Below are 25,391 nucleotides of genomic sequence, written 5' to 3'. Positions count from 1 at the left end.
AAAGTTATGTTCGATCCATTTTATCCATTTGATTGGTTGGCAACCCAGATTGTCACCCAACTCTTGGGATTGTCGATTTCATCGCATTTAGGGTCGAGTCTGCACTTCTTTCTTTATGATGTGCCAAAAGTCTTAACATTACTGATTGTAATTAGCTTTATTGTTGGGACATTTCAAAGTTTTTTAGAACCAGAGCGCGTTCGCTCTTTACTAGAAGGAAAGCGCACTTTTGCGGGAAATATTTTGGCGGCAATGGTAGGAATCGTTACACCATTCTGTTCTTGCTCTGCCGTTCCTTTGTTTATCGGCTTTTTGGAAGCAGGTGTACCTTTAGGCGTGACTTTTTCTTATCTGATGGCAGCACCAATGGTAAATGAGGTTGCTGTTATCCTTTTATGGGGATTATTTGGGTTGAATGTAACGCTAATCTACATCGGCTTTGGCGTGGGTTTAGCGATCGCTTCTGGATATATCATCGGACTCCTGAAATTGGAAAAATGGGTAGAACCATTTGTTTGGGAACTGCAAAAATCTCGTCAAGCAATACCTCTAGAAGGGGAAGACAACCTAGAAACGGTGGCGTTAACCTGGGACAAAGATTTGAGCAAGGAAGATTCCAATCCAGCGAAATTGTGCGATCGGTGTGGCTCTATGTGGTGGGTGGAATTGCGATCGGTGCAGGGATTCATGGTTATGTGCCGACAGATTTTATTACCCAATATGCAGGTGCAAATAATCCTTTTGCAGTGCCGATCGCAGTAATTTTAGGTGTTCCACTGTATGCAAATATTGCAGGTGTAATGCCGATTACTGAAGCTTTAGTAAATAAAGGAATGCCTATGGGTACAGTTTTAGCTTTCACAATGGCAGTAACAGCACTATCTCTTCCTGAAATAGTGATTCTCAAAAAAGTGCTACGACCACAACTGTTAGCTGTATTTGTCGGGTTAATGACCGTTGGCATTATCAGCATCGGCTACATATTCAACGCCATAATTAATTGACTTGCTACTTTACAATTGCGAAATTATATGATGACTAAAAAACTAATTCAGACCATATTGCTAGGATTTGCTATGTGTTTTTATCTCTTGGTTGGTATTGAACAAAACCTAGCTTTAGCAGCAACTCTCATACAGGCTGAATCAATCTCTCAAGCAAAGATGCAAACTCAGTCTGAACCCCGCAATCTGGAATCGGGAGTTGATAGTTTTCTCACTTCGATTCCCGCAGGTTATTACACGATCGCCACTGTCGAAGAGTTAAAAAGCCTGTTAAATAAGTCTCAGCCCATGTTAGTAGATGTGCGAGAAACCTCTGAGTATCAATCTGGACATATACCTAACGCAATTAACATTCCCCTGCGAACCCTGTCGCACAATCTGAATCAAATTCCGCGCGATCACCCTGTGGTGCTGTACTGTTCCTCTGGTTATCGATCAGCAATGGGGGTAATGACACTGCACCTATTAGGCTATGAGAATGTACAAGGTTTCCCACCTAGCTTTGCCGGCTGGAAAAACGCAAAAGAAGCGATCGTCTAATCCGATGTTTTCCAGGGCGGCGATTGCAGATTTCAGGAGTTACGAATGGGGGACATCTGCATAAATCATCAGCAGCAAAGGCGAATCCAATGCCTAATCCCACACCAATCGCACCGCCAACCGTGGAGATAATGATTGGACGAGTCCCCGATCGCACTAATGAAGTAGCTTGTTACCATATAAAATACTTTTAAAAACGATTTAAGTAAGTCGATGAAAATAAACCCAACTATGTAACAGAATGTAAAATTGACAAAACTGTTGCGGTTGCTAGAGCCTACGGCACGCTACGCGAACATTTCACTAGCCTTCGGCACGTCACTTCGTGTCTACGTTTCATTCGTAATGACATACATTTAAATTTTCACACTGACCTACTTAAATAATGTTTGAATTGTATAACTTATACTAAAACATTCAAAAGGTAGAGGTTATATATTTCAAAATTTGTAAATATTAAATGTGTGGTAAAACTCAAGCATAGCTTTAATTTTAAGCTTGACGATTATAGAGCCAGATTTCATAAATTCAACATACTAGAGTAATTATCATGAGTACTGCAATTGATAACTTCACTAAAAATCTGCATGACAATCTAGAAGCAGTTGAAGAAAGGGTAAAATCGCTGAAGGCAAGTATTCAATCTGCTCCGAAAAAAACTCAAATTGAGATTGAATCCCAACTTGAAGAAGTGAAAACAAAACTGGATGCTAAAAAACAAGAATTCGACGAGTACCGAGCAAAGCTGAAAACTCAATTTGAAGAAAAAGAATCTGAAGTGAAGTCCCATGTTGAGGAATGGAAAACGAGCCGCAAAGTAAAGAAGCTTGAACATCGGGCAGATAAAGCTGAAAACCATGCAGCGACGGCAACCTTTCTAGCGATCGCCACCCTTGAAGAAGCTGAAAAAGCCACCTTAGAAGCGATCGCTGCCAGACTAGATGCTGAAGTTGCTGCGGTAACTACGAAAAAGTAAAACCAAGCTTGTCTGAGAACTATTTGACATACATATAAGAGCCAAACTCATGACATATACACATACCGTTGTTGCCCATTTCCCTTCCCATGCAGAAGCAGAAAGGGTTGTATTGGAGCTACAAAAATCAGGCTTCGATATGCAAAAGCCTTGGTGGTGCAGAAAACTTTTCTGAGTCTCATGACGGACTGCGTAGATGGTCAAAATAGCGCCTGAAAGCTATTATCCTCGTTCCATTTTTTGAGAAACGCTAAAATATCCGTCTCGTCGAAAATCCTTTATTTATAAGGATTCCAGGACTTTTCTGCACCACTAAGTGCAAAAGCTCTCAATCATTGGTAAAGACTACCAAACCACAGAAAATGTGCGGGGATTTCTCACCTGGAAAGATACAGCCAAAACTGGAGCCACTGGAGGTGCTTATTGGGGTAGCTTCGTCGGCGGTTTATTTGGCATTTTAGCAGGGGCTGGAATGGTATTTATTCCCGGAGTCGCGCCGATCATCATTGCTGGTCCCATTGTGGGAGTATTGGCAGGCTGGTTGGAAGGAACCCTTGTTGGTGGTGCTGGTACTGCTGCTGTCGGGGGACTAGCTGGTGCGTTAGGTGGGTTAGGAATACCGAAGCACGAGATACTCAGGTACGAGACTAAAATCCAAGCTGGCGAGTTTATTATTCTGGTGACAGGCAACAAGGATGATGTTAGTCAGGCGAAGCAAATGCTAGGCAAAATCAGTCATGAAATCAGCTTGTCTGTCCCTGTTTAAGGCTTTGAACTATTAATCTGCCAACATTAGACATCTGGTGAAAAACAATGTAGAGACGTAGCATTGCTATATCTCTACAAAGGTTATAGATAAGGAAATTATTTGATGACAACCACAAAAAATCATAGCCACTATTTTCAAAAAATCAGCCATCTGCACAGCATACTTGCACCTATTATGTTGTTACCTTTATTGCTGACAACAATTACAGGAACTATTTTTCAGATTGTTGATTTAGCAGGTAAAAAAGATGGGTTTTACTGGTTATTAGATTGGCACAAGGGACATTTTGGCGCACTTAATCTAGAACTTATTTATCCCTTCCTGAATGCTCTCGGCTTGTTCATCTTGCTTTTTACAGGAATTTATATGTGGTTTCATATGCAGCATACTTCTAAAAAGGGTTAGCTGAATAACCATTGTTGCTTCACTAACCGCAGAAAACCAAACCGATGAATCCCCAACTCTCCACGTTTTGGAGCTTGTCCACGGATCAAGTGCTTCAGCAGACGCACTCTAAAACCTCTGGGTTAAGCCGTCAAGATGCCAAACAACGCCTGAGCGAGTACGGCGCAAACAGCCTCAAACAGAAACATGAATCCAGCGCATGGATGCTGTTGCTCAATCAGTTCAAGAGTCCGATTATCTTGATTCTGATTTTTGCGGCGGTGTTATCGATTTTTCTGAAAGATGTGGCAGATGCCATAATCATTTTGGCGATCGTCTTCATCAGTGGGCTATTAGGATTTTGGCAAGAGCGAGGAGCCTCGAATGCTGTCGAAAAATTATTGGCATTAGTGCAAGTTAAAGCAACTGTTTTGAGGGATGGGGAATCTCAAGAAATCCCCACTGAGGAAATAGTCAGGGGCGATATTGTGGTACTTTGTGCGGGTAAAAATATTCCGGGTGATTGTCTCGTTTTAGAGTCGAAAGATTTATCGGTGGATGAAGCAGCACTGACAGGAGAAACCTATCCAGTTGACAAGTTAAGTGGCGTATTACCTGCGGAAACTGGACTAGCCCAACGCACCAATTCCCTCTATATGGGAACCAATGTAATTAGTGGAACAGCGATCGCAGTAGTTGTTCATACTGGAAAAGAAACTGAATTCGGCAAAGTATCAGAACGGCTGAAACTCAGACCTCCCGAAACCGAATTTGAAATCGGATTGGGTAAGTTTGGCTACTTTCTCATGGAAGTAACACTAATTTTGGTAGTGCTAATTTTTGTCGCTAACGTCTATCTCCATCGCCCAGTACTGGAATCCTTTCTATTTTCTCTGGCGCTGGCGGTGGGTTTGACTCCTCAATTGTTACCTGCGATCGTCAGTGTTAACTTAGCTCGTGGTGCCAAGAAAATGGCGAAAAAGCAGGTGATTGTAAAGCGCTTACCTGCAATTGAAAACTTTGGCAGTATGAATGTGTTTTGCACCGATAAAACGGGGACGCTGACGGAAGGAGAGGTGAAAATTCACTCTGCGGTTGATGTGGAGGGGAAAGAAAGCGATCATGTTCTACTTTACGCTTATTTGAATGCCGCATCTGAGTCTGGTTATGTTAATCCCATTGATGCAGCGATTCGTGAATACAAAACCTTCGATATTTCTGGCTATCAAAAGCTAGATGAAGTGCCTTATGACTTTAACCGCAAACGTCTAAGCATCTTATTCAAGCAAGAAAGTAAGCATTTAATTATCACTAAAGGCGCACTGAAAAATATTCTGGATGTTTGCTCAAATGTTGAGACTGTTGAGGGGAAAACTATTGACATTGCAGATCAGCAACAAAAACTCCACCAACAGGCTGAAGACTTGGGAAGAAAGGGATTTAGAGCCTTGGGTGTGGCTTATCGCGATTTTAATCAAGATTCTTTCAGCAAAGACGATGAAACGAACATGACATTTCTCGGCTACCTGGCTCTGTTCGATCCGCCAAAAGCTGGCATTGCTGACACCCTCAAAGAGTTGCAACTGCTGGGAATCACCCCGAAGATGATTACCGGAGATAGCAAGGCGGTGGCGATGAGTATCATTCAGCAGGTAGGATTGCCTCAACCTAAGGCGTTGACAGGTTCCGAACTAGAAAAGCTCAGTGATGAAGCCTTGATGCATCGAGTACAGCAAACAAATGTCTTTGCCGAGGTAGAGCCAAACCAAAAAGAGCGCATCATTATCGCCCTCAAAAAAGCGGGGAATGTAGTCGGATATCTGGGAGACGGCATTAATGATGCCTCTGCACTTCATGCGGCTGATGTTGGCATCTCCGTTGAGAGTGCAGTTGATGTCGCTAAAGAAGCTGCTGATATTGTGTTGATGGAAAAGGATTTAAATGTCCTTGTCGAAGGTGTAAAGGAAGGACGGATTACATTTGCCAACACTTTAAAGTATGTATTTATGGCAACTAGCGCCAATTTTGGCAATATGTTTAGTATGGCGGGAATTTCTCTGTTTCTGCCCTTTTTGCCGCTTTTACCCAGTCAGATTTTGCTGACGAACCTCCTCACCGATTTCCCAGAATTAACGATCGCCACAGATCGGGTAGATAGGGAGTTAGTCAACAAACCTCGGCGGATGGATATCAAGTTTATCCGCAACTTTATGATTGTGTTTGGTTTGCTGAGTTCAATATTTGATTATCTCACCTTTGGGGCGCTGCTGTTGCTGCTACACGCTCAACCAGAACAGTTTAGAACAGGCTGGTTTTTGGAGTCTGTTATTTCTGCATCGCTGGTTGTGCTAGTCGTTCGTACCCGCCAATCCATTTTCAACAGTAAGCCAGGAAAATACTTGTTGATGGCAACCCTGGCGACTATCGGAGTGACAATAATCATTCCTTGGACACCGTTGGCAAGGCTATTCGGATTTCAACCATTGCCGTTGAGTTTTGTGCTAGTTCTGGGGGCGATCGTGGTGTTCTACGTGACTGCGGCTGAGAATGTTAAACGAGTTTTTTACAACCACGTAAAATTTTAGTGGTCAAGTGTACATAGCATTCCTATTTGATTTACGCCAAGGGCTTGTAGAAAAAAACTATTCATCTTCGTCTCCTGATGGTCGTTCACTTTCGCTTTGTTGGGTGTTCCACTCCAAGACAATATATTCTAGCATTTCAGCCTGTGTACAGTTATTTACAGCAGCATATTGCTTAATTAGCTCTTTTACTTTAGGGCTAATCTGGCTTATATCTAGTGAGTTATTTCCTACTGTTTCCATGATGTTTTTAGAGAAGATTTAAGCGTTTTGGCTGTTTCTTTTACTAACTGCTTCACCAAAGACTGTTGGATATACAGACGCAAGCGCATTCAGCATTGCCAGTAAAAGCGATCGCTAGAATTTAGCTTTTTTGGTGAGACATAAGTGTTCTGCTTTTTTGGATTAGTCCATAGTTATTTTTTCCTATTATATTAACTTTTGTAATTAGTACTAGTTTCTCTATCATGACCACTAATTTATTAATGTCAATTGGTTTGAGTAAATATCCGGCAAACTCTATCTTAAAAATTTGTTGGATAGTACTTGTGGCAGATGTTGAAGTCAGAATAATTGGGATATGCTCTCTATTATCTGCTTCCATAGCCGTCAATTTATTTAGCACAGCATAAATACTTTCACCTAAGAATCTTATCTCATGCAATTTCCTGTCTGATAACAGCTATTACCCATTACATTCTAAAGCTAATTTCATAATTTGTTTAGTTTCGGATTTAAGAACTCCTAAGAGAACAATCCGCAATATCAAAGCCTTAAAAATACTAGGTACTGTAGTCAGGAATTATCACAATGAACCTAACCGATCGCCAAGATACAGATTTTCTCAAATTTATAGGAAAATTGCCACCCCAAAACAATTACATCCCTGTTGAATCTTTTAATCAGGGTGCATGGTATTGGGTCGATAAAAACACCCCTTGCCTACAAATTGTTTCTCCCGATCCGCAGCCGTGGGGTCAGGAGTGGGTAATTTTACTCATAGTAGATAGAGGGATTAAAGACCTCGTTGAATCACCTCCATTAAATGTGAGCTTAAAACTTTTCCCTCTCCCCGCATTAGACAAGGCTACCTCTGTGGAAATAACTCGGCAGATAGAATACGGTAAGTTTGTCCACACGCAAGAGCAACTATATTACTTTGTGACATTTATTTGTCAAGGCGATAACTCTTTGGCAGAACATGAAAACCCACTGAGTGAGTGGGTGACATATTTGTTTTATCCGAAGGCAAAACGATGAGAGGTAAAAAGATGCGATCGCATTCTTTTAGTTATGAAGAAATATCGCGTGTTCAGCGATTCTTTAACCAAAAATAAATGAGTAGGATTCAGACTCTATGACTATTTCTCCTTCTAAGCCAAAGTCTTCAGATGTGAAACAAGACAAATCTGCTCCACTTAGTACTGAAGAACTGTATCAAATAAATGCTTACTGGCGTGCTTGCAACTATCTAGCTCTAGGCATGATCTATTTGCAAGATAATCCACTGCTCAAACAACCCCTCAAGCCAGGACACATCAAAAATCGTTTGTTAGGACACTGGGGTTCAAGTCCCGGTTTAAGCTTTATTTACGTCCATCTCAACCGTTTAATCAAGAAATATAATTTGGATGTGATTTACATCGCAGGCCCCGGTCATGGCGCTCCGGGCATTCTTGGGCCGACATACTTAGAAGGAACCTATTCTGAGGTTTATCCTGATAAGAGCCAGGACGAGGAAGGTATGCTGAAGTTTTTCAAACAGTTCTCCTTTCCTGGTGGAATTGGTAGTCACTGCACACCTGAAACTCCTGGCTCGATTCACGAAGGCGGCGAGTTAGGTTACAGCCTCTCCCACGCTTACGGCGCTGCTTTTGATAACCCGGATTTGATTGTGACAGCAGTTATTGGTGACGGGGAAGCAGAAACAGGCCCTCTGGCAACAGCTTGGCATTCCAATAAATTTATCAACCCCATTCGGGATGGTGCAGTTTTACCAATCTTGCATTTGAATGGCTACAAGATTGCTAACCCCACCATCCTAGCCCGCATCAGCCACGAGGAACTAGAGGACTTATTCAAGGGGTATGGCTATACACCTTACTTTGTGGAAGGGCATGATCCAGCGCAAGTGCATCAATTGATGGCAGCAACCCTAGAAACAGTGATTTTGGAAATCAAAAAAATTCAAACCGAAGCTAGGATTTCAGGTGTTGCCAAGCGTCCTCGTTGGCCGATGATTGTCCTTCGCACCCCCAAAGGCTGGACTGCGCCGGCAGAAATAGACGGTCATAAATTAGAGGGATTTTGGCGATCGCACCAAGTACCAATCACAGATGTAACGACTAATCCTGACCATCTGAAGATTTTAGAACAATGGATGAAAAGTTACCAGCCAGAGGAATTATTTGATGAGCATGGTAGTCTGATTCCCGAACTCAAAAAGCTAGCTCCGATTGGTAATCGCCGCATCAGTGCCAATCCCGTTGCTAACGGTGGAATTCTGCGGAAAGAATTGCGCCTACCCGACTTCCGCAACAATGCAGTTGAGGTATCCAAACCAGGTGCAGTTGAGGTGGAAAACACTAAGCCTCTAGGGAACTTCTTGCGAGATATCATGCGTAATAACATGACTAATTTCCGCATATTCGGCCCAGATGAAACCGCTTCCAATCGACTCAGTGCTGTCTACGAAGTGAGCGAGAAAACCTGGTTGGCAGATATTCTGCCTGAAGATGCAGATGGTAGCGAACTATCTACCGATGGGCGAGTGATGGAAATGCTCAGTGAACATAACCTGTTCGGCTGGCTGGAAGGCTATCTTTTATCTGGGCGACATGGTTTCTTCCACAGCTACGAAGCTTTTGCTCACGTTGTTGACTCTATGTTTAACCAGCACGCCAAGTGGCTGGAAATCAGCAAAAATGAAGTTGCTTGGCGATCGCCGATTTCTTCTGAGAATATCTTACTATCCTCTACTGTTTGGCGACAAGACAACAACGGTTTTAGCCATCAAGATCCAGGATTCATAGATTTGGTGACGAATAAGAGTGCCAATGTTACCCGGATTTATCTACCTCCCGATGCTAACTGTCTACTTTCTGTAGCTGATCATTGCCTACGTAGTACCAATTACGTCAACGTCATCGTTGCAGATAAGCAAAAACACCTCCAGTTTCTCAGCATAGAAGAAGCGATCGCCCATTGCACTAAAGGCATCGGCATCTGGGAATGGGCAAGCAACGACCATCATGGGCAAGAACCTGATCTCCCCGATGTCGTCATGGTATCTTGCGGAGATGTTGTGACTATGGAAGCCTTAGCGGCAACTGCCATCTTAAGAGATGAGTTTCCTGATCTCAAGGTGCGGTTTATTAATGTTGTTGATCTGTACAAGTTGCAACCAGATACAGAACATCCACATGGACTATCAGACTGGGATTTCGATAGTCTTTTTACCACAGATAAGCCTGTTATTTTCAACTTCCACGGCTATCCCTGGCTGATTCACAAACTGGCTTACCGTCGCACTAACCATGAAAATATTCATGTGCGTGGTTACAAGGAAAAGGGCAGCATTAACACACCACTTGAGTTAGCTATCAACAACCAAGTTGATCGGTTCAATCTGGTGATTGACGTGATTGATCGGGTTCCGATGCTGGGTTCTGCTGCTGTCTATGTTAGAGAGCGGATGAAGAACGAAATTATTAACAACCGCAATTATGCTCACAAGCACGGTATAGATAAGCCAGAAATCCTCAACTGGAAGTGGCCTTACTAAGGAGTCGTGTAAAAATAAGTTGAACAACGCTTGCCCAGATGAAACCTCTACTCTTGTTGGTGAAAACCTGCAAGAGCAAGTTAGGTCTTAGATTCAAGAATCCCCTTAGTTTTAGCCAGAGGAGTGTCAACTCATGCCTTAGTTCATATAGAGTGATAATATCATGTTCGGATAATTACTTATGATAAAAGTCTGAATAAAAACGATGAACTATGCCGAAACGAATCAATATAGCCAAACATTTAGATATTGCTGAGTTAGAACAGCTTTATGGAACTATCAAATTAGCCCCAGAAATGTAACTTAGCTTTAGCCATATGTCACATTTTTTCTGATTTCCTCAATGACAGCAACTGCACCTATAATTCCCTCTTCAGCTTGAATTCTCGCTCCCAGATTCGCTGCACGTTGACGCATATCTGCATCTGTCAAAACCTGTTGAATCGCTTCTGCAAGTTTTCGTGCTGTCAGTTGTTTGCGTGGAATCGGTTTGACTCCAACCCCTAATTGAGTTACACGCTCTCCCCAAAAACCTTGGTCTCCAAAGTAAGGAATAATAATTGTCGGAATTCCAGCCCGAAGACCAGCAGATGTTGTCCCCGCACCACCATGATGCACAACAGCTGCAACGCGGGGGAATAGCCAGGAGTGAGGTATTGAATCTATCGGAAAAACCGTATTGGGTAAATTTTTTGTACCCAAACCGCCCCAACCAGAGAGCAGAATAGCACGTTGTTGAGTTTGCTCCAGCGCTTCCAGAACAAGTGCGGTAGTCTCTTGCGGGTTTTTACTACTCATACTGCCAAACCCGATATAAATAGGAGGTGAGCCACTTTCCAGAAACTCCATCAAAGCTGAGGGTGGTTGCCAATCTGGTGCTGAATCCAAAAACCAATAGCCAGTCACATGGGTATTACGCCAATCTGATGGTTTAGGGATTACCGACGGGCTGAAACCATAGATAATTGGGTATTGCTGTAGAATTTCACTCTTGTATGCTCCCCAAAATGAGGCAGCTTTTAAACCCAGCACTTGCTGTCGCATCAAGCGATCGCCTGTCCGAAATCCCTGCCACATTATTTGTCTGGTCAAATGGTGGGATAAATAATTAAACCAACCTCCAAACTGGGATAGAGATTGGGGAAAAAGCACACTCGGAAAGGCTTTTGTGGGTGTAAAAGGAAAAACGTAGGCTTGTAGCAATGGCAGGTGCAACTTCTCTGCGAGGGCAAGTCCCAAGTACAGTCCCCCAACTCCCACAATCAACAAATCCATTCCCTCACAGGCAACTATACCGTCATTAGCCCAATCAATTGCTGCCTGTTGGGCTTGTTTTGCTGTGTACGAAGTAATCGCCAGGAAATTTCCTTTCTCCAAAAGCTCCCGCATTTCCTTGCTTTCTGCAATCGATTGTATATCACCGCGAACAGGGCAGAATTCTAATCCGTGGGAATTCACCAGTTCTGCAAAGTTTTCATGGGTTACGAGTCGCACCCAATAACCAGCTTCCTTCAAACCTTTTCCCAAAGCAATATAAGGTTGAACATCCCCCAAACTTCCCATAGCAATTATTGCGATACGCACAGGTGAGGCTCCTTTTGGGTGTTATTTTTACTTAAAATGACAATAATGTCATTTTGATGCTAGCGTCATTTTGACAATAGTGTCAATTGAAAGTTATAATTGACTTCATAGCTATCTTCATCTCTGAAATATGGAACCATCACGTCGAGCATCAATTGGTTTGGAAAAGCGGGAGCGGACGCGAAGAAAACTGATTGAGGCAGCTTATCGGGTATTTGCACGCAAAGAGATGGATGCAGTTACTATTGATGAAATTATTGCGGAAGCGGCAGTGGCGAGGGGTACTTTCTATAATTATTTCCAAACAAGGGAGGATGTACTCAAGGCTGTTGCCGCATCGTTGAGCGATGACATGAATCAAAAAATTTGGGCACAATCTGTTACCATTGATGACCCAGCCGAAAGGATGGCGATCGCAATTCGTCAATTTTTACATCAGTCGATACGCGATAGGACTTGGGGGTGGGTGATTGTCCGAATTGGATTGGTGGCTGCCCCGTTAAGTGAAACAATCGAAAGGGGTGTAATGACGGATTTGCAGGCTGGTATCCGCTTAAACCGCTTTCAAATTGAGAACGAAAAAGCTGCCATCGATTTAATTCTGGGAACGGGACTGATGGCTATGCGTAGTATTCTTGAAGGACATACACAGCCTGATTATCCTGAACATATTACCAAATTGATTTTGAAGACATTGGGGATTGGGGATGCTCATGCGATCGCTTTCAAGCCTTTAGAATCGCCACCAAGTTAAAGATTTTTGTAAATATTGATTTGCGCGGTGCTCGTGAGAAAGTAGGGATGAGTCAGGCAGAGCTTACAACTATAACTTGAGCTTTTCCAATCACAAGTAATCCCTCATTTGTCACTTTCGGGAGAGAATAGTCTGAAATGCTTACAGCATAAGGCTTTTATTAAAAAACCATAATTTCAGCCATTGTGTTAGAAAATAAACGCTCAAATGCATGTTCTATCTAGAGTTGAAAATTTGACTTTGATTTTTCTTTTCCCAGAGTGACAAAAAAGGGGTAATACCATTTCACGAAAAATATGATACAGATGTAAATCCTGAAAGCTTTGCTGCATCTAAGTTTTTTGATTGCGAATTGTGAATTGGGATAAGTCAGTATAAACAAAATCCGGGAGCTATGGGGTAATTTTGCTGGATGTTGTTCTCAACCTTCAAAGGAATTAATAAAAGCCCGCCCTATACTTTATTTAGCCCTTTGAATAATTCCATCAGTTTACGCTTGCGTCCGTGGATGTTTTCCAATTGTGCACGATAGACAGACCATTGGGATTGTTTACCCAATTGTACGTAAGCAGCTTTAACTTTTTTCAACCATCGAACCGCATTGTCATAGCGATCGGCTTTTCCTTGATTCATAATTTCTTCGGCAATTTGTCGTGCTTTGACAATTACCCAGTCAGGACGGTGGGGGATGGCTGCATCCATGACTCGCTCCAATGACTCCGAGGCATAATAACTATCGCTGCTAACAGTTGCTATAGCCTCATCAATTAGCCCTTCATGGAGAAAAATATCAACTTTGGCACTCTTTGCATACCAGTTGTCCGACTCCCGCAGAATCTCCAGTAAGTCTGGTTTGATTTGCAACCATGCTTCCCCTGCGAAGTTCTCTACTTTCTGATAATCTCGAAACGATGGTTTAGCTTCAAACGCAACCATACTGGCATTTAGCGCAGTGGCAGTATCTCCCATCCCTTGGGCAAAATCACTCGTCCAAGAGGCAAAATCGTAGGTGCAATTTCCAGGTAAATGCAATCCCGATCTTGCAATTCCCAGTGCTTCTGACAAGTATCCATCGTCCCGCAATACCATAGCTAGAGCAAAGGCAGTTTCGGCGTTATCCATCTGGGTTTTTGCCGCAGACATGGCTTCGTCAATTCTTCCTAAAGCTGCTAGTTTGGTGAGATATTGCTGCGTCATTCCTTCGGCAAAGGCTAGATTTAAATACTCTGGGTAGCGATTTTGGCGTTCCAGGAAATCCAAGCGTATCGATATTAAATCATCGGCAAAATCCGGACGTGTATCTTCTTGCCAAAGCGTTACGGAATTATTACCTGCCATGATTTGTTGTAGTGGTTCGTAGTTCCAACCCTGCTTTAATGCTTCTAGACTCATACCGAAATCTGCGGCAATCTCATCTTGCCAGGATTCCAACATCACTTGCAAATCGGTCGCCTGGGCTTCGGGTATATCTTCGCACAAAATTGCTTCTGTCCAGGCAATATCGAGAGGTTCGGCAATTGAATAACAATCACCACCGTATTCTGCTAATTCGTCCCATTCTTCTGCGTAGGTTGATGTGATGGCTTCGAGGATGGCAATGGCGCTAGTTCCATCACTTTGCAGGGCAAATTCCTGGGCTTGTTCGATAATTGTGGTCAATTCTTCGGTAAATGGGTCTTCTTCGCTGCCATACTCTAATTCTTTTAATCCATCGCGCAAAATCCGCCGTACTTGGGAGCGAATCGGTGTCACATCGATTTGACTGCGACGTTTGGGGGGAGGGGATTTTTTATTGCTGGGTGGGGAGTTGAGCAAACTGACAAAGGTATCGATGTCATCGATTAATTCTGGGTTTTTTCTCAATAATTCTTGAACTAAACTTTGAGTTTGTAAATGGTCAAGTTTATCTAATAGCTGTTCGGGGGTCGGACGTTCTGTTATTGCATTGGATGCACGGGTACAAGTTAATAATGTGGCGACAATATGCTTGCACCAACCGTCGTAATCGTAGGGACAACTGCAACAGGCTAGAGTGATTCCCCCGGCATCAAAGTTTACACTGACTCGATAGGGCTTAATCTCGCTACCTTCTACTGATGCTTGGAGCAAGTTGCCACGTTTTTTCACGTCATATACCGCTCCCCGGCGGTAATAATCTTCACCACGACTGTAGGATGAAGCGTTCGAGTTATGGCGAATTATGGCTTCCGAGATAGGTAGAGTTGACATTGCGCCCAAGAGTTTTATTGTTAGACTACGTCAAATTGGGATGACTTGGAACGGGCGATGGCTAAATCTTCATGCATTGAAATTATTCTTCCAAAATAGTAAGGAGGATAACCAAACAGGGTAAGATTAAGCTTGACTTTGCCGATAATCCTGTTTTTGCAAAGTTTAAAATCACGCTTTCCAGATTGGCGATCGCGTTGGCGTAGCCTGTCCCCTTGGGACTTAGCGCTGACTTATCAGTTCGCCCATTGTCTCAAACTTGTCCCAGGCTTTTCCATTACAAATAGCATTCATGGCTCGGTTTGATTCGATAACCTTCTTATCCGAGGCTTTTTCCATCCAGAAGGAAGAGATTCCAAATAGCGTTCAATCGCATTGATGTGTCCCTGGGGATTACTATCTTTGTTTTGTAGCCAATCAAGAACCAGGGCAGTATTATAGCGAACTACCCTGGAATTTATAGCAACCCAGTGAATATCTTTTTGCAGTAGCCCTCCCAATCGATATCTTTTTAAGGTTTCCGTAGATAAGCCAGTCATTTTTGCTGCAATTTGCTTATTCACCAATGGATATTGTGGATATGATGCGGTTTTCTTGGGAGAATTTTGCACATTCAAAACCCCTCTAATTTTCAAATATTTACTAAATATGGGCTTGTGCAGTTACCAAATCCGCAGATGCACACATATTGACATTTATATTTTGAAGAAAGGAAGATGCAAAATATTTATGTTATGAGAACTCAGATGTGATGAAACATGAAACTTGACATCAAAATTTGACGAGTGTAGTCAGACTTTGAGCCATGAAGGATTATGAATCAATCATCTTTCTTGAGAATATATTCTTGAAACTAATTTGACATTTTACCTTCGGGTGAGAAGTAACAATAAATATACACTTGTGTATTTATTAACTAGAGATTCAAATTAAATATTTGAATATAATACCGTTTTTCTATGCTCTAAAGGGACTTATAGCAAAAAATATATCAATTTAAATCTTGAGAACATACGTGTTTAATGATGCCAGCGATATCCGAACACTGAAATTATTTTCATCTATCAAATACAAACCAGGTTCTGGGAGTTTTTACACTGATTATTGCGTGTTGAGGCGACAAATAGCTCTGTGATTAGTTTGACATAAATTCTCCATGTATTACCTCAGTATCTACGTAAATATAAATTGTAATATTCCAAACTGAATCAATTTAAATTAATATATAACGTTAATATTTTGGTGTGATAGAGTACAGAGATTTAGTATGATTCAGTATTTGTTCGTATCTTGTTAGTAACTTATTAAACAATTATTTAATGCTATTTAACAAGCTAAAAACCTCGAAAAATAATCACACAATTTGTTGATTTAAATTGAAGCAATAGAGCGGTATTAGTAGATATAGAAAATTTTGTTGTGATTTCTATGCTCTTGAAACCAACCCCAAATATAAACTCGCATCCAAGAAATCATGCTCGAACCGATGGCTTAATGTTGACTGCAATTTCTATAACAGTTGTAGATGTAGTAATCAATCCAACTTTGATTGGAATTACGACGTTAATTGTTTCCACATTCGGAATGAGCGCAATTTTCTTTAGACGCGATTTGGAAGGTTTATTTAAAATCATCACAAAATTTTCTCATAGCTACAGAATCATCTCGTCTGCTTTTATTATTTGGGGTGCATTTCTACTATTAGATGTCTTCGCCAGCCCCGTACAGGCACAATTTTTTCAAAATGCAGAAACTTGGATGACATCACAATTTACAGGTGCAGATACAGCGATTACTTTATCATTTAATGTACTACGAGGATTATTCATCCTGTACTTGGGAATTTCTTTAGTACGGGTTGTCCAAGCAGCAAGGCAGGACGAAGATTGGCAAAATTTAGCCCGAACACCGATGATTATTTTGATTGCGGTAACGATGGGTGACATTCTGGCAAATTTGATTATTGGAGGAGGAGGGTAATATAATTCGTAATTCGTAATGCTCCCTTCGGGAGAGCTTCGCTAACGTAATTCGTAATTAATAATTTGCAGCTATCACTAAATCTATGGAGGAAAAATCGAAGTATCGTAAAGTGAATGCGACTCTTGGCAAACAGGCAAATATCGGACCATTTCCCGCAGACCAATTAATTCCTTGGGTAATAATTTGTGGAGTTTCTTACTACTTGATACATGGTTTATTTCGGCTTAATTGGGTATGGACTTGTAGTACAGCCGCTTGGGGTATAGCAACATGGTGGATTTTGACAGCTAATGGTAGTTGGCGTATTTTATCCAAATTTGTTGCTACCCCTAATTGGACACGTATTCGATGTTTGTACCAGCCAGTTGTAGATTCAAAAAAAGGAAGCAAAATCAAAAAATAGTAGGTTGTTGTGTGAGTGTCAAATCAAAAAGTTGGAAAGCAGGCTGTAGATAACGGTAAAAGAAAGTTCTCATTAATCCCCCTAGAAGATTCATTTGCGCCCTTTTCCATGCTGCAAATAAATCTCCAAGGACGTTCAGTTGGTGCTTATCTCCTACGCAAAGGAGTTGATAATTTCCTGATTCAATTTGGATTTGAATGTCCAGGGATTCATTCCACATTACGCAGCAAACAAATCGACCCCGTATTTGATGCGATCGAATCTGGTTTGAAGGATTTACCCGACGGTGAGCGTTTAACCATACACTTAAGTTCGTTTACCAACGATAGTTTGAGACAACAGCAACTCAAAGATTTGAGTGATATTGCTCCTAACAAAGAACTGCAATATTTATTAATGGGGGAACGATGTAGAACACAACAATTGACAAATCAAGGAGTTCGCAAACCGAAAACTTTGCGACTTTATTGCACATATACCGTTGAAACTTCGAGTACGGGAACTAGCGATGCGATCGAGAAAATTCTCTCGAAATTAGAACGCTCTTGGAAATCATTTACCGGAGAAATTAACGAACTTCAATTTGTAGCAATCGAACGACTATTACACGCATCTTTTACTGACGGATTTCAATTATGGGAACAATTACTGTCAAACAAAATGGGGCTAGATATCCACCCATTAACTGCTGAACAGCTTTGGGAACATCTCTGGCAGCGATTTAATCAAACACCACCCCGTCCGATTCCCCAACTACTTACCCTCGATGAAGATGGACTATGTGAGGAAATTTATTCCGATGTTTCTCCCGCATCCCTACTCATGGAGTCCGAGTCTTCCATTCCCGTCGCAGATAGACGTTGGGTGCATCTCCAAGAAAAATACATTGCAGCCCTCACCTTCGTGGAGAAACCCGGTGGTTGGGCAGATAAAGAACGACAGATGCATTATTTGTGGGAGGTTTTATCAAGAGAGAGGATTTACGACACCGAGATTTATTGTCAGTTGATGCGAGCTTCGGAGACGTTGGTGAAAACTAATATGCAGCGCTTGACCAAACAAGCGAATACATCTGCCACGATCGCACAAGACAAAAACTCTGTTGACGTAAAATCTCTGCTCAATATCAAAAAATCTGTTGCAGCACAGGAAGAACTATATGAAGGAGCAGTTCCCATCCACACAGCGACGGTGTTTTTGGTATATAGAAAAACCCGCGAATAATTAGACGAAGCCTGTCGTTACCTGCAATCCTGCTTTCTCCAAGCAGCTTGGGTTGTCAGAGAAACCGAATATCCCTGGCGAATCTGGTTACAAACTTTACCCATCGTTTGGGAACGCTTGATGACTGCACCTTTTAATCGAAGGTTACTTTACTTGAGTGGTGAAGTACCGGGATTGATGCCCCTGGTACGAACCAAAGCAGGGGATAGCAACGGTTTCGAGTTAATAGCAGAAGAAGGAGGAACACCTGTATTTCTCGATTTGTACAAGCAGCATAAGAATCTAGGATTATTTGCTACTACTCGTGCAGGTAAGAGTGTTTTGGCTTCTGGAATCCTCACTCAAGCTTTAGCTCACGGAATGCCAGTTGTAGCAATGGATTACCCAAAACCAGATGGAACTAGCACTTTTACCGACTACACCCAATTCATGGGAGATGATGGTGCATATTTTGACATCGGTAAGGAGTCTAGCAATTTATTTGAGTTGCCAAATTTGCGGGATTTACCACCTTCTTTGCAGCGAGAAAGGTTTGAAGATTACAAGGATTTTCTGGCAAATGCAATCTTGGCAATGGTTTCGGGTAATCGTCGGGGTGAATCACAGGTGTTGATGGATGCGGTAAGGTCGATTATCGCTTTGGCTTTGAAAGCGTTTTTTGGGGATGAGTTGATACGCGATCGCTATGCTGCTGCATACATCAACGGCTTTGGTTCACCTGAATGGCAGTCAATGCCGACATTGCATGACTTTTTGGGTTTCTGCTCCCACGAACGCTTGCGATTGGATTCTTTGACTGGGGACACCAAAGCAGCTTTGGAAACTATTCGTCTGCGATTGCGATTTTGGCTTTCATCACGGGTTGGACAAGCTTTGGCGCAACCATCTACCTTTCGCAGCGATGCAAGGTTACTCATCTTTGCGTTGCGTAATTTATCGAACGATGAAGATGCAGCTATTTTAAGTTTAAGTGCTTACAGCGCGGCATTACGTAGAGCCTTGGCTGCACCTGCAAGTATCTTTTTTATCGATGAAAGCCCGATATTGTTTGAATTTGATGCGATCGCGGCTTTGGTTGGTAGGTTGTGTGCAAATGGAGCAAAAGCAGGTGTTAGGGTGATTTTATCAGCACAAGACCCGGATACGATCGCCAAGTCTCCATCTGGTTCCAAGATTTTTCAAAATCTAACTACCCGCTTGATTGGGAGGATTCAACCGACTGCTGTAGATAGTTTTACGAGCATTTTGAAATATCCCCAGGAAATTATTTCTCGCAATGCCACAGAAAGTTTTTTCCCAAAAAAGGAGGGTTTTTACTCACAATGGTTGCTGGATGATAACGGAATTTTTACTTTTTGTCGTTATTATCCAGCCTTCAATTTATTAGCAGTAGTAGCCAATAATCCTCACGAGCAAGAAAGGAGAACACAGGCATTACTCAAATATTCAGATAAATTTGTAGCAATTACAGAATTTTCTAAGCAATTACTAGAAGGTGATTGAGATATGAAGAAAACAAAGAGATTGATAATTGCTGGAATTGGTATCGGCGTAATATCAATAGTAAGTATTTCCAGCGCATCTGCTATAGAAATACCCAATCCCCTCGCTAAAGTATTTGACCAGTGGCAAGGACAGTTAAGTTCGATAAATAAATATGTTTCTTCAACTATTTCCCAAAAAATAGAGGGTTTATCGAAATCATTACAGGGAGATTTGAAAGCAGCAGTGAATGAATCTGTTGGAAGTTTAGGTCTACCAGATGCAACAGAAACAAGAGAAAAAATTGAGGAAATTGTTGCATCCACAACAAATACTGCTGTTAATCCTGTTGATAAAGCCACTAATGAAATCGATCGACAAATTACCCGTGCGGATTCCGATGCTACCTTAAGTAAAGAAGGTCAACGAATTACGAAACAGCAAGTTGAAAAAACTCAAAGTTCGATCGAGCAAGTTGGGAATTCTGGAGAAGCCGCACAAGAGGAAGTTGTGACCCAAAATGTGATGAAACGGATGGCTCAACAAAATACTCAAATAGCAGGAATTTTAGGAGCAATGCGAACCGATGGATTGAAATCCAAGCAATCTCAGGATTCTCTACAGGCAGCCCGTTTTGGCTCGGGGTCAAATCCCTGTGACAAAACTTACTTGCGACTTGCGACTTGCGACTTGCGACTTGTTTTAAAAAGGAATACCTTCCGAATAATCAATAGGATTATCTCGAAGTCTTTTTTCAATCTCCACAAGCTCTTGTTTCCATTCTTCTTCTGAATGGTCATAAAAATCATCGTAATTAGCATAACCTTCGCTGAGAAGTTCATCAACAGTCATTGATGAAACTATTTGGTATCGGCTCGTTGTTGGCTGAGGTTTTGTTATGGGTTCAGATGTCATAATTCCACCTTGGCATTTGATAACAACCTTTATTGTAGTTCTTTTTTACTAATAAAAAATAATCCAAAAATCAGAATAATCCATACATTTTAATCAAATGTCCACCACTGCCTACTGCCTACTGCCCACTGCCTTTTTCTATCATGGCATTACGACTCAATCACTTCGATACCAAAACCAAACAGGAAACGGGGATAGAAGAAAAACTCGAAAACACCTTAGCTGAATATTTATTTCCTGGTGTCGAGTTTAGTATTGGTACTGCTTACCCTGAAGCAACTATTCCCGAAGATTTGCAGGAATATAAGGGGAAAACCCTGCAATTCAGTGCAGGGGAAAGGATGTTTTTTGCGAGTAATCCCAATATTCGAGAGCAACTATATCCCAATCCTTCCGATGGTGCTGCATATCCTTTACCTTTTACACCCTGTCGTAGTTTTCACGAGTTAGAAAATGTCAGGGTTTTGATTGTCGATGATGTGACGGGTGAGAATGGAGGTGTTATTGCTAATGGGGATGCAAGGAAATTAGTTGGTGATTGCAAGGGATTAATCGATCGCAATTTCGCGCTTTCTAATAATATAGATAAGCGTGCATTTCAGTTCCGACTTGGTATTAAAATCCAAGCTGAAAGTCGGGTTATGCGGATTGCTAAGGGTACACTTGCTCCCGCAGAACTCGATCGGCTTGGGGAATCAAGTTTTCGTATGGGTGGCAAGGTTCGAGATGGAACTTTTCGCTCTCGATTTGGCTATGATTTAGTTTTGGCAACATCTTCATTTAAAGGTAGGAAGGGAGATGATGCGATAAAGCCTGGTGAGTATGTACTATTGATTGGATTGGGTGTTAAAGCATTGGCTTTGTATCGAGAACATAGCCTGGGAACTCAAATTTTAGTGAACTATCCCAAAGCTGTAAATAAGGAAATTATACCCATAATCAAACAGCAAGCTGAACAATTAGCTAGCGACCAAAAAGACATTATAAAATTAGCACAGCGATATATGAAAACCTATGAACGACGCAAAGCTTTACTAGCAACAAGCCAAGAAAATGAGCCGAATTTACAAGCAGACATTGATAAATTTTTTGTTTTCGATAATTTAGATTCTGGTGGAGAGATTGAAGAAACTCAAGAAAGTGATAATTTAGCAGCATCTCAGAAAGATTTATTGCTGTATTCGCTATTAAAAGCAGATTTGGCTAATTATTGTCAGTTACTAGAACATCCCAAAATTATTGCTGAACTCCAGGAGTTTACGAGAAAACAATGGGTGGAAATTGCTACGGGGCGTTCGATTAAATTTACTTCTGGATTAGCACAACCTAGTTTGGATTTGCAGCATGATGAAATATGCATACCTTTTTTGGGAGAAGGTGAGGAAATAATCGTTACCCGTTCCCCGTTGATTAATTCTAATGGGATTAGTAACAAGTTAAGGAAAAGCAGGAATTGTCAAGGGTAAAGGAAAAGGCGATAAGTCAAGGGTTTGAGGCTCTTTTCGTATTGTCTTAACAACATCAAGGTTTTTGTTCTCTGGAGCAGCAAAAAATAAAACTGGATCGGTTGCTCGACCCTTGTTATAAGCATGATTAAAATGGTAAAGCCCACGAAAAATCATCTCTAAAGAAATGCGTTCAAACGGGAGGGCTATTTCATCAGCAACAGCATCTGCAAGGTCGATTAAAACTGCATAAAATAACCAAGTTGCCCAAACTTGAAGCTTGACACCATTGACAGAACCTGTCCAGAGATAACTTAACCCCAGCAAGCGTTTGGCAGTATTAAATGCCTCTTCGATTCTCCATCGTTTCGCATAAAGATCGGCAACGACATAAGGTGGAAGAATTTGAGGATCTAAAACTGAAGTAACATAGGCATACCAAGTCTTGCCTTGCTTGACTTCAATGAGACGTAAACGTAATATTTTTTGGTGTTTATCCTCTGTGTTGAAGGAAATTATCCGGTCTCGAAGTGTGTAGTCGTAGCTGAAAATTCGCTCAACATCAAATACTGCATTTGATTTGATGCGAGTAATAAAATCAACCTGTTTGGCAATCAAGCGCAAGAAAAAACCAAAATCATAAAAGCCACGGTCGAGAACTAGCAAGGTTTTAGCACTAGCAATATTAATTAAATCATCGAGAAAATTAGTATCATGTGCTAAGGGATTAGTATGAAACCAAACTTGTACGGGTAATCGTGTTAACAAATCAATCACTGTACATATTTTGCCGGCTAACTTACCTTGTGGAACATCTTTTAAACTATCTAATTTACGAAATAAAGCTTCGAGTGTTGACCCGTCCGCAATCCATATATTCACAAAATGCTTCTTGGCATATTTGACTGCTGCTGGTAGGGTTCGTTTTTCGCGAAGAAGCCAACGCGATTTCAACAATGGTAACAAATCGTGAAACACTCGTTCAAATAGTTCTGCTGGAAAACTGAGAAACCTCTGTGACAACCCCTGCTGTGATACTTTAACAGCTTTACCCCATAACAATTCCTCCTGCTCCAACATTCGAGTTAGTTCATGTACTGATGCTACTTGCCGCCAAATCACAGTTAACATCGCTGCAACCATTAATGACAGATTAAGTATACGGTCGCGTAATCCAAGGCTTCGATAATAGGCACTTTGAGCGTATATTGCTGGACTCAGCAAATTTTTTAAGTGTTCGCTTATTGCTTCATTATCCGCAAGTGGGGTGTTTCGACGACGAACATGGTCAGGGTTTCTCGGTTTTTTGGTTGGCATGATTTTGAACCAAAAGATGCACTATTACTAGTTTCTCAGCTTTTTGAGTCCCTCTATACTGCTCTTGACAAAACCTCAAAAACCTTAACTTGTCACGAATCCCCGTTCTCCAATATATTCTGTTTCTTTTTCCGGGTCATACAACTTTAATAAACTCTCTCCCGAACGGGTACTACGGTTAATTTCCTCAACTTTTTCAATTAACCGAGCAAAAATTGCCGAATCCCCCTCAAGTAAGCCATTTTTTGTCTCTACCATTAAATATCTCAAAATCGGTGCTTGGGTTTGTCCAATCCGATCAACCCGTCCGTTGCGCTGAATTAAAGTAATAATCGACCAAGGTAAATCATAATGGATGACATGATGACATTGGTGGTGTAAATTAATTCCTTCTGATGCCACATCTGTCGCAATCATCATCCGTACCGGGGAAGTTTTCGTCCCAAAAGCCTCTACCGCAGACATCAAATGGATATCAGGAAAAGAACCATTAATCGCCGCGATCGCTTGTTTGGATTGGTCTTCAAATTTCTCGCTGTATTTGAGTTTAAACTTCTTCGCGATCGCCACTGCCAAGGCTTTTTGTGTCTCCACATATTCCGTAAACACGAGAATTCGGGGACTATTCCCATCACCATTCCAGCCTATTTTCCCCAGTTCTTGAAGTAAAAGTTGAAACCGCGATGATTTTTCCAAATCAATTTGCTTTAAGTCGGCTTCTAGCTTTTGTAAATACCTTAACTCTGGACTTTGGGGATTTTCTACCTGGATTTTTTTCACCCGTTTTCCGACCGTACTCCCACAGGATTCAGGGCTAGAAAGAAACTGTTTATACAAACCATATTGAATCAATCTCTGATTCCGCCAATCGGAACTTTGCCCTACTTCCTTGGCAGTTTGGGCAGCTTGTCGCAACTCTCCTAAAATGCCGTAAACCCTCTCCTCGGCATCACTAGCAGCAATTACCGTTTCTCGAATCGGTACAACCACTCGATCCGTTAATTGCTCTCCTATTTGGTTGCGGACATCTTCCTTAAACCGCATCAAATAAAAACCACGAATATCTTCCGCATCATACTCGCGGTGACGGGGGTCGGGAATTGCGGAAGGGTCTAGTAAGGAAATTAACCGCCCAAAAGTTTCTCGCTTACCATTATGGGGAGTTGCCGTTGTCAGTAACATTGTATCCGTGCGTCGCGACAGCAATTTTGCCAAACGATGGGCTTGATGGTTTTCGGGAACACTAGCCCCCGCAACGTTATGCGCTTCATCAATCACAACCACATCCCAATGGGCTGACTCCAAAAAGTGGCGATAACGTCCCGCATCCTTGAGAGTATCAATGCTAATTATGACCCGATGGTAAATTTCAAAAGGATTTTTATTCGTGGGAATACGCAACCTCAACTTAGCAATTCCCTGGGAATCCAAACGCACCAACGGAATCGAAAAACGGTTCCAAAGTTCCGCTTGAAACTGCGTCAACATCGATTTTTTCGATAATACCAAGATGCGATCGCCCCGTCCCCGACGCATTAACTCCGTTAAAATCATGCCAACTTGGATGGTTTTCCCCAAGCCAACAGTATCCGCAAGCAATAACCGGGGACGAAGTTGCTCCAACGCACGTCGTACCGATGTTACCTGAAAGGACATCGGGTCAAACGCACCTAAACCGAGCAAATCAGGTTCCTCACCAGCTGCTGGCATCTGTCTTAGTTGTGCTTCCAAAAATAATTTCGCTCGCCGAAAACCATTGGAATTATCAGGTACCAACTTAGTTTTGCGCGGGTCAACCGGCTCAATTCGGTCTAACTGAGTAAAAAAAATCGATTGGTGTCCCCGAACCAAATCATCGACCCCAACCACATGCACCGCGTACTCCGTCCCAGCATCATTAGAAGTTTCCACACGCTGCACCAGCCATTCCGCATCACGGCAGAGTATTCGCATTCCGGGAGCAAAACTAAGCACACCAGGCATGGGTCCGAATCCTAAAAGATTAATGCAAAACTT

22 protein-coding genes and 1 pseudogene are annotated in these 25,391 nt (G+C 41.9%); 16 read left to right on the top strand and 7 right to left on the bottom strand.

Features of this window, described 5'->3' with window-relative positions:
• The first annotated feature begins 6 nt into the window (after positions 1-6).
• The 8 genes from IJ00_RS07760 to mgtA all read left to right on the top strand — a co-directional run bounded on the left by IJ00_RS07760 (position 7) and on the right by mgtA (position 6,258).
• Positions 7-762: a permease gene (locus IJ00_RS07760; RefSeq protein WP_256388850.1), complete on the top strand. Its 756-nt coding sequence runs from the start codon at positions 7-9 to the stop codon at positions 760-762.
• Positions 654-1,004, top strand: coding sequence for a permease (locus IJ00_RS29895; protein WP_256388849.1), 351 nt, complete (start codon positions 654-656; stop codon positions 1,002-1,004). The genes IJ00_RS07760 and IJ00_RS29895 overlap by 109 nt, the downstream gene beginning before the upstream one ends.
• Positions 1,005-1,031: 27 nt before the next feature.
• Positions 1,032-1,544, top strand: a complete 513-nt coding sequence (locus IJ00_RS07755) for a rhodanese-like domain-containing protein (protein WP_035151692.1) — start codon at positions 1,032-1,034, stop codon at positions 1,542-1,544.
• 550 nt (positions 1,545-2,094) lie between these two features.
• Entirely contained in the window at positions 2,095-2,520 is a 426-nt protein-coding gene (locus IJ00_RS07750; RefSeq protein ID WP_035151689.1) for a hypothetical protein, read from the top strand.
• 49 nt (positions 2,521-2,569) lie between these two features.
• Positions 2,570-2,695, top strand: coding sequence for a hypothetical protein (locus tag IJ00_RS29890; RefSeq protein WP_256388848.1), 126 nt, complete (start codon positions 2,570-2,572; stop codon positions 2,693-2,695).
• Between the two features lie 141 nt (positions 2,696-2,836).
• The gene (locus tag IJ00_RS07745; RefSeq protein WP_238178456.1) at positions 2,837-3,286 is read left to right on the top strand and encodes a hypothetical protein; all 450 of its coding nucleotides are present in this window, start codon (positions 2,837-2,839) and stop codon (positions 3,284-3,286) included.
• Between the two features lie 105 nt (positions 3,287-3,391).
• Complete coding sequence (locus IJ00_RS07740) at positions 3,392-3,694, top strand: hypothetical protein (RefSeq protein ID WP_035151682.1); 303 nt, start codon at positions 3,392-3,394, stop codon at positions 3,692-3,694.
• A 44-nt stretch (positions 3,695-3,738) separates the two neighbouring features.
• Positions 3,739-6,258, top strand: a complete 2,520-nt coding sequence (gene mgtA / locus IJ00_RS07735; RefSeq protein ID WP_035151681.1) for a magnesium-translocating P-type ATPase — start codon at positions 3,739-3,741, stop codon at positions 6,256-6,258.
• Between the two features lie 57 nt (positions 6,259-6,315).
• Here mgtA and IJ00_RS07730 read toward each other — a convergent pair whose 3' ends face one another.
• Positions 6,316-6,498: a hypothetical protein gene (locus tag IJ00_RS07730; RefSeq protein ID WP_010995656.1), complete on the bottom strand. Its 183-nt coding sequence runs from the start codon at positions 6,496-6,498 to the stop codon at positions 6,316-6,318.
• 121 nt (positions 6,499-6,619) lie between these two features.
• The gene (locus IJ00_RS07725) at positions 6,620-6,859 is read right to left on the bottom strand and encodes a hypothetical protein (protein ID WP_144416003.1); all 240 of its coding nucleotides are present in this window, start codon (positions 6,857-6,859) and stop codon (positions 6,620-6,622) included.
• A 206-nt stretch (positions 6,860-7,065) separates the two neighbouring features.
• Here IJ00_RS07725 and IJ00_RS07720 point away from each other — a divergent pair, with 206 nt between their 5' ends.
• Both IJ00_RS07720 and IJ00_RS07715 read left to right on the top strand, forming a co-directional pair.
• Positions 7,066-7,515 (top strand): hypothetical protein, encoded by a 450-nt coding sequence (locus tag IJ00_RS07720; RefSeq protein ID WP_035151679.1) that lies wholly within the window; start codon positions 7,066-7,068, stop codon positions 7,513-7,515.
• 97 nt (positions 7,516-7,612) lie between these two features.
• A complete protein-coding gene (locus IJ00_RS07715) occupies positions 7,613-10,039 on the top strand; it encodes a phosphoketolase (RefSeq protein WP_035151677.1) in 2,427 nt (808 codons plus the stop codon).
• Positions 10,040-10,348: 309 nt separating this feature from the next.
• Here the strand turns inward: IJ00_RS07715 and IJ00_RS07710 are convergent, their stop codons facing one another.
• Entirely contained in the window at positions 10,349-11,623 is a 1,275-nt protein-coding gene (locus IJ00_RS07710; protein ID WP_035151674.1) for a glycosyltransferase, read from the bottom strand.
• Between the two features lie 130 nt (positions 11,624-11,753).
• On the opposite strand from IJ00_RS07710, the gene IJ00_RS07705 reads away from it, so the two are divergent.
• Complete coding sequence (locus IJ00_RS07705) at positions 11,754-12,377, top strand: TetR/AcrR family transcriptional regulator (RefSeq protein WP_035151672.1); 624 nt, start codon at positions 11,754-11,756, stop codon at positions 12,375-12,377.
• Positions 12,378-12,830: 453 nt separating this feature from the next.
• Here the strand turns inward: IJ00_RS07705 and IJ00_RS07700 are convergent, their stop codons facing one another.
• Positions 12,831-14,606, bottom strand: a complete 1,776-nt coding sequence (locus IJ00_RS07700; protein ID WP_035151669.1) for an SWIM zinc finger domain-containing protein — start codon at positions 14,604-14,606, stop codon at positions 12,831-12,833.
• Between the two features lie 290 nt (positions 14,607-14,896).
• Positions 14,897-15,217: a hypothetical protein gene (locus IJ00_RS07695; protein WP_052754549.1), complete on the bottom strand. Its 321-nt coding sequence runs from the start codon at positions 15,215-15,217 to the stop codon at positions 14,897-14,899.
• A 973-nt stretch (positions 15,218-16,190) separates the two neighbouring features.
• Between IJ00_RS07695 and IJ00_RS07690 the strand changes: the two genes are divergently transcribed.
• From IJ00_RS07690 to IJ00_RS07670, 5 genes and pseudogenes are all read left to right on the top strand, one after another.
• The gene (locus IJ00_RS07690) at positions 16,191-16,586 is read left to right on the top strand and encodes a hypothetical protein (protein WP_238178455.1); all 396 of its coding nucleotides are present in this window, start codon (positions 16,191-16,193) and stop codon (positions 16,584-16,586) included.
• Between the two features lie 85 nt (positions 16,587-16,671).
• Complete coding sequence (locus IJ00_RS07685; RefSeq protein ID WP_035151666.1) at positions 16,672-16,992, top strand: hypothetical protein; 321 nt, start codon at positions 16,672-16,674, stop codon at positions 16,990-16,992.
• 15 nt (positions 16,993-17,007) lie between these two features.
• A pseudogene (locus tag IJ00_RS07680) lies at positions 17,008-19,719 on the top strand (hypothetical protein).
• A gap of 3 nt (positions 19,720-19,722) precedes the next feature.
• Positions 19,723-20,490 (top strand): hypothetical protein, encoded by a 768-nt coding sequence (locus IJ00_RS07675; protein WP_238178454.1) that lies wholly within the window; start codon positions 19,723-19,725, stop codon positions 20,488-20,490.
• Positions 20,491-20,756: 266 nt separating this feature from the next.
• Positions 20,757-22,079, top strand: coding sequence for a hypothetical protein (locus IJ00_RS07670; protein WP_035151663.1), 1,323 nt, complete (start codon positions 20,757-20,759; stop codon positions 22,077-22,079).
• On the opposite strand, the gene IJ00_RS07665 is transcribed toward IJ00_RS07670, so the two are convergent.
• Both IJ00_RS07665 and IJ00_RS07660 read right to left on the bottom strand, forming a co-directional pair.
• On the bottom strand, positions 22,050-23,375 hold the full coding sequence (locus IJ00_RS07665; RefSeq protein WP_035152048.1) for an IS4 family transposase: 1,326 nt from the start codon (positions 23,373-23,375) through the stop codon (positions 22,050-22,052). The genes IJ00_RS07670 and IJ00_RS07665 overlap by 30 nt on opposite strands.
• A gap of 84 nt (positions 23,376-23,459) precedes the next feature.
• Entirely contained in the window at positions 23,460-25,358 is a 1,899-nt protein-coding gene (locus tag IJ00_RS07660; protein ID WP_201782674.1) for a DEAD/DEAH box helicase, read from the bottom strand.
• Between the last annotated feature and the right edge of the window lie 33 nt (positions 25,359-25,391).

This window comes from Calothrix sp. 336/3 (genome assembly GCF_000734895.2).
Lineage (GTDB): Bacteria > Cyanobacteriota > Cyanobacteriia > Cyanobacteriales > Nostocaceae > 336-3.
The sequence above is the reverse complement of the archived record's forward strand: the minus strand, read 5'-3'. Positions and strand labels throughout refer to the sequence as shown.